Source organism: Liquorilactobacillus hordei DSM 19519 (assembly GCF_019443985.1).
In the GTDB taxonomy this organism is placed as follows: Bacteria; Bacillota; Bacilli; order Lactobacillales; family Lactobacillaceae; genus Liquorilactobacillus; species Liquorilactobacillus hordei.
In genome coordinates this window covers 1,489,942-1,506,518 of record NZ_CP049303.1, presented here as the reverse complement: position 1 = coordinate 1,506,518, position 16,577 = coordinate 1,489,942, and the positions used below count along the sequence as shown (strand labels likewise).

Sequence of the window (16,577 nt, the reverse complement as noted above, 5' to 3'; positions counted from 1 at the left end):
GTAAGATGGGAAAGTTATTACAAGTTGCAATTGACGGCCCGGCTTCAGCTGGAAAAAGTACAGTTGCAAAACTTGTTGCACACAAATTAAATTACATATATTGTGATACAGGTGCAATGTATCGTGCAGTTACTTGGGCAGCAATTCATGATGGAATCCAACTTGATGATGATGAATCAATAGAAATGATTTTAAGCAATATTAACATTAAGTTCGTGCCATCGACAGAGGGACAGAGGGTTTTTGTAAATGAGACAGAAGTAACAACAGAGATTAGAATGCCTGAAATCAGTAATAATGTATCAACGGTTGCCGCACAAGTTTCAGTTAGGAAGTATCTTACAGATTTGCAGCAAAAAATTGCACGCACTGGTGGAATTGTAATGGATGGAAGAGATATTGGTACGACTGTCTTACCGAGTGCTGATGTTAAAATTTTTATGGTAGCAAGTGTGAAAGAAAGAGCGCTAAGAAGGTATAAAGAAAATATTGAAAAAGGAATCCAGACACCGCTTGAAATTCTTGAACGAGAAATAGAAGAGCGGGACCGTAAAGATTCTACTAGAACAATTTCACCCCTCGTAAAGGCCGTTGATGCTGTTCAATTAGATACAACTAGTCTAACAATTGAGCAAGTTGTAGACAAAATAATGAAAATAATTGAAAAAAAAGCTTGAAATCTCACTAAAAGCGTATTTTAACTGGAATTTTTGATTGAGTTCGGCTAAAATAGAGATTAGAGTCGAGTCGTTAAGGAGGACATAGTGCATGAGTGAAACAGATGCAAACAAGGATTTATTAGAAGCTTTAGATAGCGTAAATGAAGTAAAAATTGGTGACGTCGTTAAAGGTGAAGTTTTAGCTGTTGATGATGCTAAGCAGGTTATTGTTGGAATTGAAGGAGCAGGCGTTGAAGGCGTAGTTCCATTTAAAGAACTAAGCTTGAAACCTGATCAAGAAGTATCAGATGATGTGGCTATTGGTGATGTAATTGATTTGGTAGTTATTTCACGTATTGGTTCTGACAAAGAGGGCGGTAGCTACTTATTATCACAACGTCGCCTTGAAGCACGTAAGGTTTGGGATGATATTGAAAAGAAGTTTGAAGCTGGTGAGACGATTACTGCACCTGTAACACAAGTTGTTAAAGGTGGATTGGTAGTTGATGCAGGTGTTCGTGGCTTTATTCCAGCATCAATGGTGGATGACCGTTTTGTTGAGGACTTAAACCAGTATAAGAATCAAGAACTGGAACTTAAGATTATTGAAATCGAACCAAGTGAAAACCGCTTAATTCTTTCACATAAGGAAATTGTTAAGGTAGCTCGTGAAGCTAAGAAAGCTGAAACATTAGCAAAATTAGTTGTAGGTGACGTTATTGAAGGCAAAGTTGCCCGTTTAACAAGTTTCGGTGCCTTTGTTGATTTAGGTGGTGTAGATGGATTAGTTCACGTTTCAGAAATCTCATTTGAACGTGTTAATAAACCTTCTGACGTACTCAAAGTTGGAGAGACGGTGAAGGTTAAAGTTCTTTCAGTAGATACTGAGAAAGATCGTATTTCGCTTTCAATCAAGCAAACATTACCACAGCCATGGGATAATATTACAGAAAAGGTTGCTGAAGGTGATGTACTTGAAGGTACAGTTAAACGTCTTACAAGTTTTGGTGCCTTTGTAGAAGTATTTCCAGGTGTTGAAGGTCTTGTACACATTTCTCAAATTTCACACAAACATATTGCTACACCAAATGAAGTTTTAACTTCAGGTGAGACAATTAAAGTGAAAGTTTTAAATGTTCATGCTGATGAGCACAGATTAGCACTTTCAATTAAAGCACTTGAGGAAAAGCCAAGTGTTGCTGGTGAAGAGAAGAAACAAGCAGCTTCAGAGGAAAAGGTTGAACTTCCAGACGAGAGTACAGGATTTACGCTTGGAGATCTTGTCGGAGACTTGAAAGACAAAGACCAAGATTAAGCACTTGGTTGCATATCTTTTGGTATGTTAAATCTAGTAGTTATTCTTTAGCATGAAAACGGTAGATTGTTGATTAAATCTATCGTTTTTTTGCTGATATAAGTATATTTTAATTTTAAATAAAGAAAAGAGGGATGCAAAAATGGCAAATCCAGTTGTAGCAATTGTTGGCCGGCCTAATGTTGGCAAATCTACTGTTTTTAATAGAATTGCAGGAGAAAGAATTTCTATTGTCGAAGATGTTCCTGGCGTAACAAGAGATCGAATTTATGCACATAGTGAGTGGCTTGGTCAAAAATTCAATTTAATTGATACTGGGGGAATTGATATTGGTGATGAACCTTTTTTGACCCAAATTACAGAGCAAGCTGAAATTGCAATTGATGAAGCTGATGTAATTGTTTTTGTTGTGAGTGTTCGTGAAGGAATAACTGATGCAGATGAAAAAGTTGCCCGAATCCTTTATAAATCGGAGAAACCAGTTATTTTAGCAGTTAATAAAGTTGATAATCCAGAGTTACGCGGAGATATCTTTGACTTTTATTCACTTGGTTTTGGTGAACCATTAGCGATTTCTAGTACCCATGGAATAGGTATAGGAGATTTACTTGATAAAATTTGTAATTCTTTTCCAGAAAAACAGTCTGAAGAAGAAGACAAGACAATTAAATTTAGTTTAATTGGCCGTCCTAATGTCGGAAAGTCATCACTTGTAAATGCTATTTTAGGTGAAAATCGAGTGATTGTTTCAAATATCGAAGGGACAACTAGAGATGCGATTGATACACCTTTTATTTCAAATCAAGGTGATGAATTCACGGTTATTGATACGGCAGGTATCAGAAAACGCGGGAAAGTTTATGAGAATACGGAAAAATACTCAGTTTTGCGTGCGATGAGAGCAATTGATCGTTCAGACGTAGTATTAGTTGTATTAAATGCCGAAGAAGGAATTCGAGAACAAGATAAAAAAGTTGCAGGTTATGCTCACGAAGCTGGACGAGGAATTATAATTCTTGTTAATAAGTGGGACACACTAAAAAAGAATAATCGAACCATGACCGAATTTGAAGAGAAAATTCGTCAGGAATTTCAATATCTTAGTTATGCACCGATTATTTTTGTTTCAGCTGTGACAAAGCAAAGATTGGATAAGCTACCTGATTTGATTAAGCAGATTAATGATAATCATCAACGCAGAATTCCATCTGCAGTGTTAAATGATGTAATAATGGATGCAATTGCACGAAATCCTACCCCAACCGACCATGGAAAACGTCTGAGAGTCTACTATACGACTCAAGTTGCAATTAAGCCGCCTACTTTTGTTGTTTTTGTGAATGATCCTGAATTAATGCATTTTTCATATCAGAGATTCCTAGAGAATCAAATTCGTGATTCATTTGATTTTACCGGAACACCTGTTCATTTAATTGAACGCAAGCGTAAATAGTTTTAATTAACTGCTCAATATGTTAGACTTAATTTTTCATTTGCTTTTTCTGGTTATCGAAAAGGTGAAACTTCTAAAAAAAAGGTGAAAAACCTTGTTATGTTAGGCTTTATATGCTATCTTATTTAAAGAGATAATGATTTGTTAGTCATTGTTTCGTCATTATGATAAGGGCGAAATTACGCCAACAGATATTTATTATCTGTGCCTATTTCTTCGTATGAGGAGGTGAAACACATGGCAAACAAAGCACAATTAATCGAAACAGTTGCAACAAAAACAGGTTTAACAAAAAAAGATGCAACTACTGCTGTTGATGCAGTTTTTGAAACAATTCAAGCTACTTTAGCAGAAGGCGAAAAGGTTCAATTAATCGGATTTGGTAACTTCGAAGTGCGTGAACGTGCAGCTCGTAAAGGTCGCAATCCACAAACTGGTAAAGAAATTCAAATTCCTGCAAGCAAAGTACCTGCATTTAAGCCAGGTAAAGCTTTAAAAGATGCTGTTAAATAAGCATTGAGTATTAATACTTATTTGTCAGGAGCTGTATCAAAACTTAACGTTTTGTTGCAGTTCTTTTTTTGTTGAAATGCAGTAATCGATGTTGTGCTGTGTTATTATAATGCCTATTGATTGTCATGGTTTCACAGGTTTATTTTATAGTTTTGAATATTATTCTCATAAAGCACATAGATTAGAAAGGGTGAATTTATGAATCGTTCTAAAGATGTAATTGATTTGATTGAAAAGGGAAACATCGAAAAGGCTTCACAGGTTTTTGAACTAGTTTTGAAGAATTCAGATCCAGATGATATTTATAGTTTAGCAGAAAATTTATATATGCTTGGTTTTTCCGATTTTGCGGCAAAGGCATATAAGTCATTACTAGCAAAATTTCCTGATGAGGATATTTTACGTGCGCAATTAGCGGATTTGGCCGTTAGTGATGGACATGACGATGAGGCACTTGAGTATCTATCTACAATTAGGCCTGATTCTGATGCGTATGTGAATTCACTTTTAGTTGCTGCTGACTTATATCAGACGCAAGGGCTTTTAGAAGTAAGTGAGCATAAGCTACTTGAGGCACTGAAAATTGCACCAGATGAAGAAGCGGTTATTTTTGGTTTGGCTGAATTTTACTTTAATACTAAGAAGTATGGAAAAGCAATTGAATTATATTTGACGTTAGTAAAGATGGGTTTTACTCAATTAGCGGGTGTTTCAATGGTACAACGCCTTGGGCAATCATATGCAGAAGTAGGGAAATTTGAGCAAGCACTAGGCTATTTCGAGCAGCTTGATGATGAGCAAATGAGTCCCGATACACGTTTTCAGATTGCTTTTACACAACTTCAAGTTAAGAACTATGAAGATGCGATTGACAATTTTAAGAAACTAAAAAAAGATAACAAAGACTACACAACACTTTATCCATTTCTAGCAACTGCCTACGAACAAATGGGACTTTTGCAAGATGCCCTTCAGGCGCTGCAGGAAGGACTGAGAGTAGATCAATATAATATCAAATTATACGAAAAAGCTAGTTCAGTTTCTTTAAAGTTGCAACAGCCACAAGAAGCACAAATGTACTTAGAAAAAGCTCTTGAGTTAGAACCAGATAGTTTGACATTAGTAATTGAACTCAGTAATTTATTAGTTAGTCGGCAAAAATATCAGGAAACAATTGATTTCTTGAGTTCCTTTGTTCAAAATGATGAGATTGATCCACAAATCTATTGGAACTTGGGTAAGTCATACAGTGCTCTTGATAATGATGAACAAGCTCTTAAGTACTATCAAGCAGCTAGCCGTGTATATGATGACAATCCAATATTTATTAGAGAATTTGCTATTTTGAATAGACGTGTTGGTAATCTTGAAGAGGCTCGTGAAAATGTTGCTCTTTATCTTGAACTTATACCTGATGATTTGGAAATGCAGGATTTCGAAGACGAATTACTTGAAGATTTTTAGGATTAGAAGGATTAACTGATTATTGAAGGTAAAGCTATGATTATCTCATTAAGTTATTTCTTTTTTGTTGTAATGGCAGATTGGCTATTATTGTTACGCGTAATTTAAAGTTAAGCGCAAAATTTTGACTTTATGACATACGTTCATACGAAGTAAAAAGAAGCTAGGTCAAAAAAAAATACCTTTTGACCTAGCTTCTTTAAAGTCATTTTTTGATTGAAAACCAAATGATAATAGTACTAAGATGATTATTTTTTTAATTTGAAAATTCCTTTTCTAGGGATTGAATAACTAAAACCTTCACCGAAGACTTCGTTTACTGTTAAAACAGAAACAAAGGCTTTTTCATCATATTTAGCAACAATATGTTTCAAAGCCATCAATTCACTTGGGCTGACAACGCAATAAATTGCTTGCCTTGGTTCATTTGAATATGCACCTGTTGCCTGTAAGTGACTCACACCACGTTCCAAAATGTCCATAATATCTTTTGTAATTTTCTCATATTCATTACTCATTATAATGACACCACGTGCAGTATATGCACCTTCGAGAGTGAAGTTGACAATTTTTGAGAATACATAAGATGCTAGCAGGGTATACATCATTCGCCTAATATCAACGTAACTCAATGAAGCAGTTAAAACGATACAGTCGAGGACTAACAAGGTTCGCCCCATGGCAATGCCTTGTTTTTTTTCTAAAATTCGGGCAACAATATCAGCACCACCTGTTGTACCGCCGAACCGGTAAACGATTCCAGAGCCAATCCCGCCGAGCACACCTGCCAATATTCCGGCAATAAATAAATCGTGATGAATATCGATTGCAAATGGCAATCTTTGCCATAACCAAATAAAGATTGAAAGTGAGACTGTGCCATAGACAGTATAAATAAGAGCTTTTTTCCCTAGATATTTATAACCAATGACTATTAAAGGAATATTAATTGCAAGTGTTGTAAAAGCTGGATCAATATGCAGCCAGTAGCGCGTAATGAGTGAGATACCTGTCACGCCACCCTCAGCTAGATTATTACTGATATTAATCATTACAAAACCAAAAGTATACATCCCACAGCCAAAAGCAATCATAATAAAGTCAATTAGACGAACCTTTGAATCAGTTGAATACATCTTTCTTACCTCCAAGAACTTAGTGTCTTTTAAGAGCATACCACAAGTTTTATTAAAATAGCTCTTCTTTGAGTGCTTGCTAAGCAGAATTTCATCATTCTTGCAGATGCAGGCAAAGCAACAATCTGTTAGAATATATAGTAATAAACAAAAGTGAAGAGGATGATGGTTATGATTAAGGTTTTGGTAGCTGGGTTTAAAGGTCGTATGGGAAATACAACGACAAAGATGGTCTTAGAGAATACGGATTTTGAATTAGCTGGAGTATACGATCCAAGTGCATCTGAAAGTAATCTCAGTGAATTACCTGATTTTGAGAACGAAGATGTACCAGTATATACTAAAGCAGTAGACATTGATGGAAGCACAATTGATGTTTGGATTGATTTCACCTCACCTGTTTCAGTGTATGAAAATGTTAAGTTTGCCCTTTCACATAGTATCTCACCAGTCATTGGAACAACCGGATTAACAAATGATCAGGTTGATGAATTAAAAAAAATTGCGAAGAAAAACAAGGTTGGAGGGTTAATTGCACCTAATTTTGGGATTTCCGCAGTACTCTTGATGCAATTTGCGCAACAAGCTGCTAAATATTTACCAGATGTAGAAATTATTGAGATGCATCATGATAAAAAATTGGATGCACCAAGTGGAACAGCACTAAATACTGCAAAATTAATTTCTGAAGTTCGTAAACAAAAAATTCAAGGAAATCCAGAAGAAAAAGAAAGTTTGATCGGCGCACGAGGTGCCGATTATGAAGGAATGCGGATTCATAGTGTTCGTTTACCAGGTTACGTTGCTCATGAACAAGTTTTATTTGGTGGACAAGGTGAAGCTTTAACAATCAGACAAGATTCATTTGATCGAATTTCATTTATGTCTGGCGTTGAAGTGGCTGTCAAGAAGATTAGAGATTACGATGAGTTATTGATAGGACTTGAGAATCTCCTATGAAATTAATTAAGTTACCTCTTGAATTCCAAAAAGCCAGAATTATTCTTGAAAAGATTCGCAATGCAGGCTTTGAAGCTTATTTTGTTGGGGGCAGTGTTCGTGACACTTTGCTAGGGTTACCCTTGCATGATGTTGATATTGCCACAAGTGCTTATCCAGCAGAAGTTAAGCAAATATTTAAAAAAACAGTTGATACCGGAATAGAACATGGAACTGTTACGGTCCTTGATCATGGTGACGGGTATGAAGTAACTACTTTCAGAACAGAATCAACTTATCAGGATTACAGAAGACCTGATAGTGTTGAATTTGTTCGTTCACTTGAAGATGATCTCAAACGTAGAGACTTAACTATCAATGCCTTGGCTCTGAGCCTTGATGGTGAGGTTATTGATTTATTTGGTGGACTTGAGGATCTGAAAAAAGGATTGATAAAAGCTGTTGGAAATCCTAATGAGAGATACCATGAAGATGCTTTGCGAATGATGCGAACTGTTCGTTTCGCAAGTCAACTGGATTTCGAAATTGAAGCAACTACTTTGAAGGCAGTTGCTGAAAATGCATATCTACTTGAAAAAATTGCCGTCGAGAGAATTAATGTTGAGTGGACAAAACTACTTTTGGGAAAGAACCCTAAAAAGGGTATTACCGGATTTATTGAGACTCAACTTTTTGCATATTGTCCAATGTTTAAGACGATGGACCAAGTTTTTAAAAAGATACCTTCTCTTGAACAATTGCATTTCAATAACGAGGTTACTGCTTGGACACTTGTCTGTTATTTATCACTGGATAACCATAAGCAGGTAAGTAAATTATTGAAAGCATGGAAGTGTTCCAATGAGTTGATAGCAAACGTTCAAAATTGTTTTTCAGCACTTGCATTGCTTAAGATTGGTCAAATTGATGCATGGAATTTATATACAATTGGTTTACCATCCTTTGAAATGGCCAATTATGTTGCAGATATGTTAGGTTTTCCTAGAGATATGACAACTATTCAGGACAGTTACAAAGCGTTACCAATTAAAAATAAAAAAGAGTTGGCTATTAATGGTGGTAATTTAATTAAAGATCTTCAGTTTACCCCAGGTCCGCTATTAGGAAAAACTTTAAATACAATTGAAAAAAAAGTTGTGTCTGGTGAGCTAAGGAATGAATTGAGCTTATTAGAAATAGCGGCGAGAAAAATTCAGAATGATTGATAGTGAAAGAGTGAAAAAATGCAGACATTACGTATTGAAAACTTGAGTAAAACTTATGGCGAGAAAACACTATTTGAAAACCTTAATTTTCTAATCAATGAACATGACAGAATTGGTTTGATTGGGACTAATGGTTCTGGCAAAACATCTCTTTTGAATGTTTTGACCGGAGAAGATGGGGCAGACAGTGGAGAATTGATTGCACCTAATAATTATCGAATTAGTTATTTGAAACAAGTACCAGAACTTGATGAAAACGCAACAGTTATGGATGCTATCTTTGAAGGAGCCGCCCCAATTTTTAAAACCATTCGCGAATATGAAAATGCAGTTACTTCTTATGGTCAAAATCCGAATGATTCTCAAACGCAACGACGGTATGATAATGCTGAAGCAGCGATGAATCGTGAAGATGCATGGAGTGCAGAGAGTGATGTAAAGACAATTCTCAACCAACTTCATTTGAATCAATTGGATGTTGCAATTAAGACTCTTTCCGGTGGACAAAAAAAACGTGTTGGATTGGCCCAAGTTCTAATACAAGCTCCTGACTTGCTTATACTAGATGAACCAACTAACCATCTTGATTTTGATTCAATTAATTGGTTACAAGATTACCTGGTGGGATATAAAGGGGCATTACTTGTAGTTACTCATGATCGGTATTTTTTAGATCAAATTGCTACACAGATTTTAGAATTATCTTTTGGGAGTCTTTATCCATATCAGGGTAATTACCAAGACTATGTTGCACAAAAGGCCCAGCGTGTTCAAAAGGAAGCAGATTTCGAACATAAACAACAGCAATTGTATAAAAAAGAACTAGCATGGATGAGAACGGGTGCAAAAGCTCGAACAACTAAACAGCAAGCCCGAATTAATAGTTTTAATGAACTTGAAGAAAATCTGAAAGTAACTCAAGACGAGGGTGCTGTTGATATCTCTTTAGGTCAGCAACGACTTGGTAAGAAGGTTATTGAGTTGAAGAATGCAACATTATCGCTTGCTGATCACATGATTATCAATGACTTTAGTTTGTTGGTACAGGCAGGAGATCGAATTGGAATTACAGGAGCCAATGGTGCAGGGAAGTCGAGTTTTTTAAATACTTTGGCAGGAGATTTACCGCTTGATGAAGGTGTTCTAGAAGTTGGAGAGACAGTTAAGATTGCATATTATCGGCAACAGACTGAGACAATTCCAGAAGATAAACGCTTGATTAGTTATTTAAATGAGGTTGCTCAGAGTGTAACCGATAAACATGGATTACAGTTGAGTACGACCCAATTGTTAGAACAGTTCTTATTTCCTAGATTTATGCATGGAACATTGATTAGAAAACTTTCAGGTGGTGAAAAACGTAGACTGTACTTATTGAAACTTTTGATGAGCGAGCCAAATGTTTTGATATTAGATGAACCGACTAATGATTTAGACATTGCTACTTTGACAGTTTTGGAAGACTATATAAGTAACTTTAATGGGACAGTGATCACTGTCTCGCATGATCGTTATTTTCTTGATAAAGTTGCTGAAAATCTATTAATTTTCAAGGGTAATGGTGTAATTGAACGTTTTACGGGTGAATTTACAGATTATTTAAGTCAACATAGTGATTTTGAAAAACAGCAAAATACCAATCGTAAGGCAAAAGCTCAAGCTGATGAGATAGAAGAAAATACCACAAAAAAAGAGAAACAAAAATTAACATATGCTGAAAAAATTGAATTTGGAAAAATTGAAAGTCTAATTGATAATTTAGAAACTGAAAAAGAAGAATTATTAGAAACAATGAACAATACAGATGGAACTAATTATGGTGAGTTGGCTGACTTACAGAGAAAAATTGATGAGCATGATCAGTTGATTGATGAAAAAATGACGCGTTGGGAATACCTAAGTCAATTTGAATAACGGAGGGATTATTTATGGCAATTCTTGAAGCTCCATATTTACAACTTATAAATGATATCCTAGAAAAAGGACATCAAAAAATGGATCGGACCGGTACAGGAACAAAAAGTCTTTTTGGGTATCAAATGCGTTTTGATTTAAGTCAGGGTTTCCCTCTCCTGACAACCAAGAAAATTGCATTTGGCCTTATAAAGAGTGAATTATTATGGTTTCTTCGTGGAGATACTAATATTCGATTCTTATTACAGCATAAGAACCATATTTGGGATGAATGGGCATTTAAGAAGTGGATTGAAAGTGATGAATATACTGGACCAGACATGACTGATTTTGGGAGAAAATCTCTTATTGATACAGAGTTCGCATCCAAGTATGAGGAACAAAAAAAACTTTTTTGTGATCGAATTTTAGTTGATGACGAATTTTCTATAAAATATGGTAATTTGGGAGATGTTTATGGAGCTCAGTGGCGTCATTGGAAAACCAGAGATGGAAAAATTATTGATCAGATTCAAGATGTGATTGATGGTATTAGAAATACACCGGATTCACGCAGATTGATTGTGTCTGCATGGAACCCAGAAGATGTACCAACGAGCGCGCTTCCACCATGTCATACTTTGTTTCAATTTTATGTTGTTGATGGAAAACTAAGTTGTCAGCTCTATCAACGTAGCGCAGATGTTTTTTTAGGAGTTCCTTTTAATATCGCAAGTTATGCATTGTTAACACATTTGATTGCACGCGAGACTGGGCTTGAAGTTGGAGAATTTGTGCATACTTTGGGGGATGCACATATTTACAATAATCATATTGAGCAAATAAAAGAGCAGTTAGCACGAACGCCTAAGGACTCACCAACACTCTGGCTGAATCCTGACAAAAATAGTGTCTTTGATTTTGAAATGTCGGATATCAAAGTAAAAGATTACGATCCCGCACCTGCAATTAAAGCACCAGTTGCAGTGTAGCTATTGATGAGGAGAATAAAATGTTAGCATATATTTGGGCAGAAGATGAGCAACATCACATTGGAATAGATGGTCACTTACCGTGGACACTACCTGCTGATTTAGCATATTTTAAGTCTGTAACAAAAAACCATCCAATTATTATGGGACGTAAAACATTCGATAGTTTCCCAGGTTTTTTACCAAAAAGACACCATTATGTTTTAACTAGATCAACCGATTTCAGTGATGAATATAAAGATGACAGTCGAATAACGGTTGTAAATAATGTTGAAGCTTTAGTGAAAATTATTGCACAAGAGGATGAAGATATTTTCATAATTGGAGGAGCATCCTTATTTGCAGAATTTGCAAACAAGGTAGATCTTTTGTATGTGACCCGCATTAAGGGCGAATTTTCTGGTGATACAATTATGCCTGAGCTTCCCATGGACACATTCAAACTAATTAAAAAAGTAGATGGAATTGTTGATGAGAAAAATAAGTTTCCACATGTTTTTGAAGTTTATCAAAAGAAATCATAGGAAAAAGAATTTCACAGTGAGGATTTAAAGCTTTGAAACTAATGTAAATTTATACATTCTTTACTTATAAGACGCATTTATATGTGATCAGCGAAGGGATTAGGGCAAAAGTTAACTTTTGACTTGATCCCTTTATACATTTAATTATTGAAAGCTCTTTTTTGTTAAACTAAAAGTGGCAAATTCTAACAAAAAAATAGTAAAAGTATATTAAGTAATAAATAATCTTATGAAAATTTGAAAGAGTTTTGGTACAATTAATTCGTTTGAGTTTCGCTAATTGATTAGAAAGGATGGTTTTTTGAATAAATTAATAAAAAGTCTTATTCCTGTTATTGTGTGTTGTATCCTAGGGCTTATTTTTTATTTATTACTCTCCATTGCTTTTGGCGCAAATGATACAAAAGTTAATAAATCAGGGGATTCTGATGCGAAGCAAGCTATAAGTCAGCGAGTTAAGCAGAAGAAAAATATAAAATTAGTTGCATTAGGAGACTCGTTAACACAAGGAGTAGGTGACCCTACTAGTAAAGGTGGCTATGTTCATCTAATAAAAGAAAAACTAAAAAAGAATAAGAATGTAAGTGTTTCAACTGAGAATTTCGGTAAAGCCGGTGACCGTAGTGATCAGATATTGGCGCGTTTAAAAGAGAGCAAAAACATGCAACAACAATTGAAGAGAGCTGATGTGATTGTATTAACTGTTGGTGGGAATGATTTAATGCAAACATTACAGAAAAACTTTACGTCATTATCTTCTAAGGAATTCATTAAGGTTATGGCAAGTGCCGAAAAAGTTTATACTAATAAATTGAATATGTTATTGAAATCAGTTAGAAATTATAATTCGAAAGCACCAGTATTTATTTACAGTGTCTATAATCCTTTTTACGTATATTTCCCAAGACTGACACAGTTGCAAAAATATACTGATGAGTGGAACACAAAAATTTTACAGGTAATTGCAAAGAAAAATATGATGTATATGGTTCAAATTAACAAACAGCTGTCAGAGGGGCAATATTTAGGTAAAACGACACAGTTGAAAACTACGACTGTAACAAATTTGGATACACTAAACGAGAATGAACTTACGCAGGTTGTATCTAATAAAAAAGAAAAAAATAATTATTTATCAGCTGATGACCATTTTCATCCGAATTTAAAAGGGTATAATTATATGACAGAACAACTATATGCTTCAATGATGAAACACAAGAGAGTATGGCTGAATGAGGTGAGTAATTAGTGAGTAGGTTGGAAAGGCCCAAAAAAATAAAAAATAAAGTTAAGATAAATTACTGGAAATGGGCATTCGTTGTTTTGGCTGCTATTATTTTGGGGACATCACTGTTTGTTTACAAGCAGGTAACTACACAATCTGTACAGCAAAAAGAGGTTGTTAAAAAAACAGCGAAGACAGGAAAATATACAACAATTAATGTACAGATGAATAGAAAACAACTAAATGGAACAATTAATTATTATTTGAAAAAACAACAACAAAATAATATTAAATACCGTTTTTTTGTTAGCAAATCGGCTGCCATTATGATGGGAACAACTCAAATATTGGGCCAAAGTGTTTCATTTTCACTATATACAACTCCTAAAGTTACTGAAGATGGCAATATTGTATTGCTTGCGAAGGGTGTTGGGATAGGCTCTTTAAATGCTCCACCTTCATTTATACTTAACTATGTGAAAAAAAATTATAAGCTTAATAAAGGAATTACAATTGATACTAAAAATGATAGAATTGGTCTTAATCTTAATAAGTTTGCAACGGCCAAAGGAATTAGTATCAAAGCTAAGAAACTAGATTTAAAGAACAATAGTTTTCGTTTCACCCTCTCAATACCTTTAAAATAAGGAGGCCTTTTATGCATCGTTTGAGCTTTTATCAATATTTGATGACTGAAAGAGATCCAGATAGTCATAAAGAAGTTGCACAATTTGCTAATAATGCCTTTTATGATCAATCTTTTCCGAAGCAGTCACAGATTTATGATGAATTATCACAGTATCTTGAATTAAATGGCAGTTATCTACCGTCAATGACTATTTTTGATGAGGCATGGGAATCGTATCTTGATAAGATGAATTAAATATATGTAAAGTTGAGGTAATAGAAGTGGAAAAGAAAGAGAATTCAACAAAGCAGCAAAAACAAAAGAAGAATAGGCGTAAATATAGTCTGCTAACCTTGATTATAACTAGTTTAGTCACCCTGTTAATTGGTGGTGGAACTGTTTTTTATTACATGAATCAAAAGCTAGTGGCGGCAACTGAAACTAGTCAGGCAATGAGTAAGATTGAAACAGTTTTTTCGTCACTTTATAGTGGCTACTATAAAACTGTTAGCAAGCAAAAACTAGAGAATGGAGCACTATCTGGAATGGTAAATGCCCTCGGTGATCCATTTACAGATTATATGTCAAAAGATGAAACTGAATCACTGAACAATACTATTTCAAGTAGTTTTACTGGGATTGGTGCCGAGGTTCAAAAGAAGGGTGACTATGTTCAAATAATTGCTCCAATTAAAGGAACACCTGCTAAAAAAGCTGGTTTGCAAGCAGATGATATTATTTTGAAGATTGATGGCAAGTCAATTAAGGGATATTCATTAAGTAAAGCAATTTCATTAATTAGAGGTAAAAAAGGAACAAGCGTTACATTAACAATTAAGCGTGGAGATTCAACCTTTACAAAGAAATTAACAAGGGCAACGATTCCGGTCGAAACAGTAACAGGCCACTTGCTTAAGAACAATAAGGCGATTGGATACATGCAGGTTTCAACTTTCTCTGAAAAGACTGCGTCTGAATTTAAGGCAGAGATTAAGAGTTTGCGCAAGCAAGGAGCTAAGTCCTTTATGATTGATATGCGGGATAATCCTGGTGGATTGATGGACCAAGCTCTCGCTATGTCTTCAATGTTTGTGAAAAATGGTAAGACAATCTTACAGGTTCAACAACGTGGTCAGGCAGCCCAAGTCTATAAGGCTGGTAAAAAATATGATAAAGGGTTCAAAGTTACTGAAAAAGCGGTTGTATTAATCAATAGTGGGAGTGCTAGTGCCGCAGAAATCTTCTCTGCAGCATTAAACCAATCGGCTAATATTAAATTAATCGGTACTAAGTCATATGGTAAAGGGACAGTACAAACAACGTTGCCGTTTACTGACAAAACTGAACTTAAGATGACAATTGCTAAGTGGTTGACGCCAAATGGCTCTTGGATTAATCATAAGGGAATACAACCTACTATTAAGGCCGATTATCCAAGTTATGCTTACCAAACAGCAATTAATACAAAGAAAACATACACTCAAGGTGAAGTTTCTGGTCAGATCAAGAAAGCTCAAGTCATCTTGAATGCTTTGAATTATAGCGTAGGCTCGGCAAATGGTTATTATGGTGATTCAACAGTGACTGCTGTGAAGAAATTCCAGACTGATAATAAGCTGACTGTCGATGGTAAATTGAATAAAGAAACAGTTAATAAACTTGAAGAATTAGCTGCAAAAAAAGTAGCTGACAGTGATAATGCACTTAAGGCAGCAACTTCCGAACTTAGTGGTAACTAATTGTAATTGATTTCAAGAATAACATTAGTATATGTTGAATGAACATTTTGTGTCTTTTAGATACAAGAAAAGTGACCTCTCTTCTTTTAGAGTAGGTCATTTTTTAGTATGAATAAATTAATAATGATGTTTAATAGTATTTTTTATTTATTGCTCAGGAACTTTTAATTTTGATTATATTTTCTTATTTGCCTTTAAAGAATACTCGCACAATTTCAATTTTTTTGTTAAAGTTAAGAAGAGAAGAGTCCTGATAGGAATAATTTTAATAGAGTTCAAGTAAAAAATAGTTGAGTTGTTGGAGGGAAAATTTTGCAACGCTTTATAAAAAGATTTCATTGGAGCTATTGGATTTTACTTGTATCAATTGCAGTTCTTATTGCACTTTTTATCAGATCTTTCTTGATTACTCCGCTTCAGATTGACGGCAATTCAATGGAGCCAACGATTAAGTCAAAAGAAGAAGCACTTGTAATGAATTTTGGAAAAATACGTCGATTTGACGTAGTTATTATCAAAATGCCCAATGGAGAGACATATATCAAAAGGGTTATCGGAATGCCAGGAGAACATTTATCATACAAAAATGATATTCTTCGCATAAATGGTAAGCAAGTCAAAGAAAACTTTCTAAAGAAAATTCTTGCGACTAGACATCAGCCATACACATCAGATTTTACATTAGAGGAATTAACTGGAAAATCTAAAATACCACAAAATGAATATTTTGTACTTGGAGATAATCGACGAATAAGTAAGGACTCTCGTACCTTTGGTTCAGTTAAGGATAGTTGGATTAAAGGACGAGCAATCATTGTTTATTGGCCGTTAAATAAGATTAAATGGATTGGATATAACTAGATTTAATAGT

Annotated in this window: 16 protein-coding genes; 15 read left to right on the top strand and 1 reads right to left on the bottom strand. The window is 34.8% G+C overall.

Annotation, left to right across the window (positions count from 1 at the left end; translation table 11 throughout):
* The first annotated feature begins 5 nt into the window (after window positions 1-5).
* The 5 genes from cmk (at window position 6) to G6O70_RS08445 (ending at window position 5,404) form a co-directional block, all read left to right on the top strand.
* Entirely contained in the window at window positions 6-677 is a 672-nt protein-coding gene (gene cmk / locus G6O70_RS08465) for a (d)CMP kinase (RefSeq protein WP_057868435.1), read from the top strand.
* A gap of 91 nt (window positions 678-768) precedes the next feature.
* Window positions 769-1,974 carry a 30S ribosomal protein S1 gene (gene rpsA / locus G6O70_RS08460; protein ID WP_057868434.1) on the top strand — a complete coding sequence of 402 codons (1,206 nt, stop codon included), beginning with the start codon at window positions 769-771 and terminating at the stop codon, window positions 1,972-1,974.
* A 142-nt stretch (window positions 1,975-2,116) separates the two neighbouring features.
* Window positions 2,117-3,427, top strand: coding sequence for a ribosome biogenesis GTPase Der (gene der / locus G6O70_RS08455; protein WP_057868433.1), 1,311 nt, complete (start codon window positions 2,117-2,119; stop codon window positions 3,425-3,427).
* 237 nt (window positions 3,428-3,664) lie between these two features.
* On the top strand, window positions 3,665-3,940 hold the full coding sequence (locus G6O70_RS08450; RefSeq protein ID WP_004563421.1) for an HU family DNA-binding protein: 276 nt from the start codon (window positions 3,665-3,667) through the stop codon (window positions 3,938-3,940).
* A 198-nt stretch (window positions 3,941-4,138) separates the two neighbouring features.
* The gene (locus G6O70_RS08445; protein ID WP_057868432.1) at window positions 4,139-5,404 is read left to right on the top strand and encodes a tetratricopeptide repeat protein; all 1,266 of its coding nucleotides are present in this window, start codon (window positions 4,139-4,141) and stop codon (window positions 5,402-5,404) included.
* 248 nt (window positions 5,405-5,652) lie between these two features.
* Here the strand turns inward: G6O70_RS08445 and G6O70_RS08440 are convergent, their stop codons facing one another.
* On the bottom strand, window positions 5,653-6,540 hold the full coding sequence (locus G6O70_RS08440; RefSeq protein WP_057868431.1) for a YitT family protein: 888 nt from the start codon (window positions 6,538-6,540) through the stop codon (window positions 5,653-5,655).
* A 171-nt stretch (window positions 6,541-6,711) separates the two neighbouring features.
* On the opposite strand from G6O70_RS08440, the gene dapB reads away from it, so the two are divergent.
* The 10 genes from dapB to lepB all read left to right on the top strand — a co-directional run bounded on the left by dapB (window position 6,712) and on the right by lepB (window position 16,567).
* Window positions 6,712-7,500, top strand: coding sequence for a 4-hydroxy-tetrahydrodipicolinate reductase (gene dapB / locus G6O70_RS08435; RefSeq protein ID WP_057868430.1), 789 nt, complete (start codon window positions 6,712-6,714; stop codon window positions 7,498-7,500).
* On the top strand, window positions 7,497-8,705 hold the full coding sequence (locus G6O70_RS08430; RefSeq protein ID WP_057868429.1) for a CCA tRNA nucleotidyltransferase: 1,209 nt from the start codon (window positions 7,497-7,499) through the stop codon (window positions 8,703-8,705). The genes dapB and G6O70_RS08430 overlap by 4 nt, the downstream gene beginning before the upstream one ends.
* Window positions 8,706-8,723: 18 nt before the next feature.
* Complete coding sequence (locus G6O70_RS08425; RefSeq protein ID WP_057868428.1) at window positions 8,724-10,619, top strand: ABC-F family ATP-binding cassette domain-containing protein; 1,896 nt, start codon at window positions 8,724-8,726, stop codon at window positions 10,617-10,619.
* A gap of 14 nt (window positions 10,620-10,633) precedes the next feature.
* Window positions 10,634-11,590 (top strand): thymidylate synthase, encoded by a 957-nt coding sequence (locus G6O70_RS08420; RefSeq protein ID WP_057868427.1) that lies wholly within the window; start codon window positions 10,634-10,636, stop codon window positions 11,588-11,590.
* A gap of 20 nt (window positions 11,591-11,610) precedes the next feature.
* Window positions 11,611-12,114 carry a dihydrofolate reductase gene (locus G6O70_RS08415; protein ID WP_057868426.1) on the top strand — a complete coding sequence of 168 codons (504 nt, stop codon included), beginning with the start codon at window positions 11,611-11,613 and terminating at the stop codon, window positions 12,112-12,114.
* A gap of 301 nt (window positions 12,115-12,415) precedes the next feature.
* Complete coding sequence (locus G6O70_RS08410) at window positions 12,416-13,363, top strand: SGNH/GDSL hydrolase family protein (RefSeq protein ID WP_057868580.1); 948 nt, start codon at window positions 12,416-12,418, stop codon at window positions 13,361-13,363.
* Window positions 13,363-13,986 carry a YpmS family protein gene (locus tag G6O70_RS08405; RefSeq protein ID WP_057868425.1) on the top strand — a complete coding sequence of 208 codons (624 nt, stop codon included), beginning with the start codon at window positions 13,363-13,365 and terminating at the stop codon, window positions 13,984-13,986. Before G6O70_RS08410 ends, G6O70_RS08405 begins: the two co-directional genes overlap by 1 nt.
* Before the next feature lie 11 nt (window positions 13,987-13,997).
* Window positions 13,998-14,222, top strand: a complete 225-nt coding sequence (locus tag G6O70_RS08400) for a YozE family protein (RefSeq protein WP_057868424.1) — start codon at window positions 13,998-14,000, stop codon at window positions 14,220-14,222.
* Between the two features lie 20 nt (window positions 14,223-14,242).
* On the top strand, window positions 14,243-15,706 hold the full coding sequence (locus G6O70_RS08395; RefSeq protein WP_373566421.1) for a S41 family peptidase: 1,464 nt from the start codon (window positions 14,243-14,245) through the stop codon (window positions 15,704-15,706).
* Between the two features lie 312 nt (window positions 15,707-16,018).
* Entirely contained in the window at window positions 16,019-16,567 is a 549-nt protein-coding gene (lepB, locus tag G6O70_RS08390; protein ID WP_057868422.1) for a signal peptidase I, read from the top strand.
* Window positions 16,568-16,577: the final 10 nt, after the last annotated feature.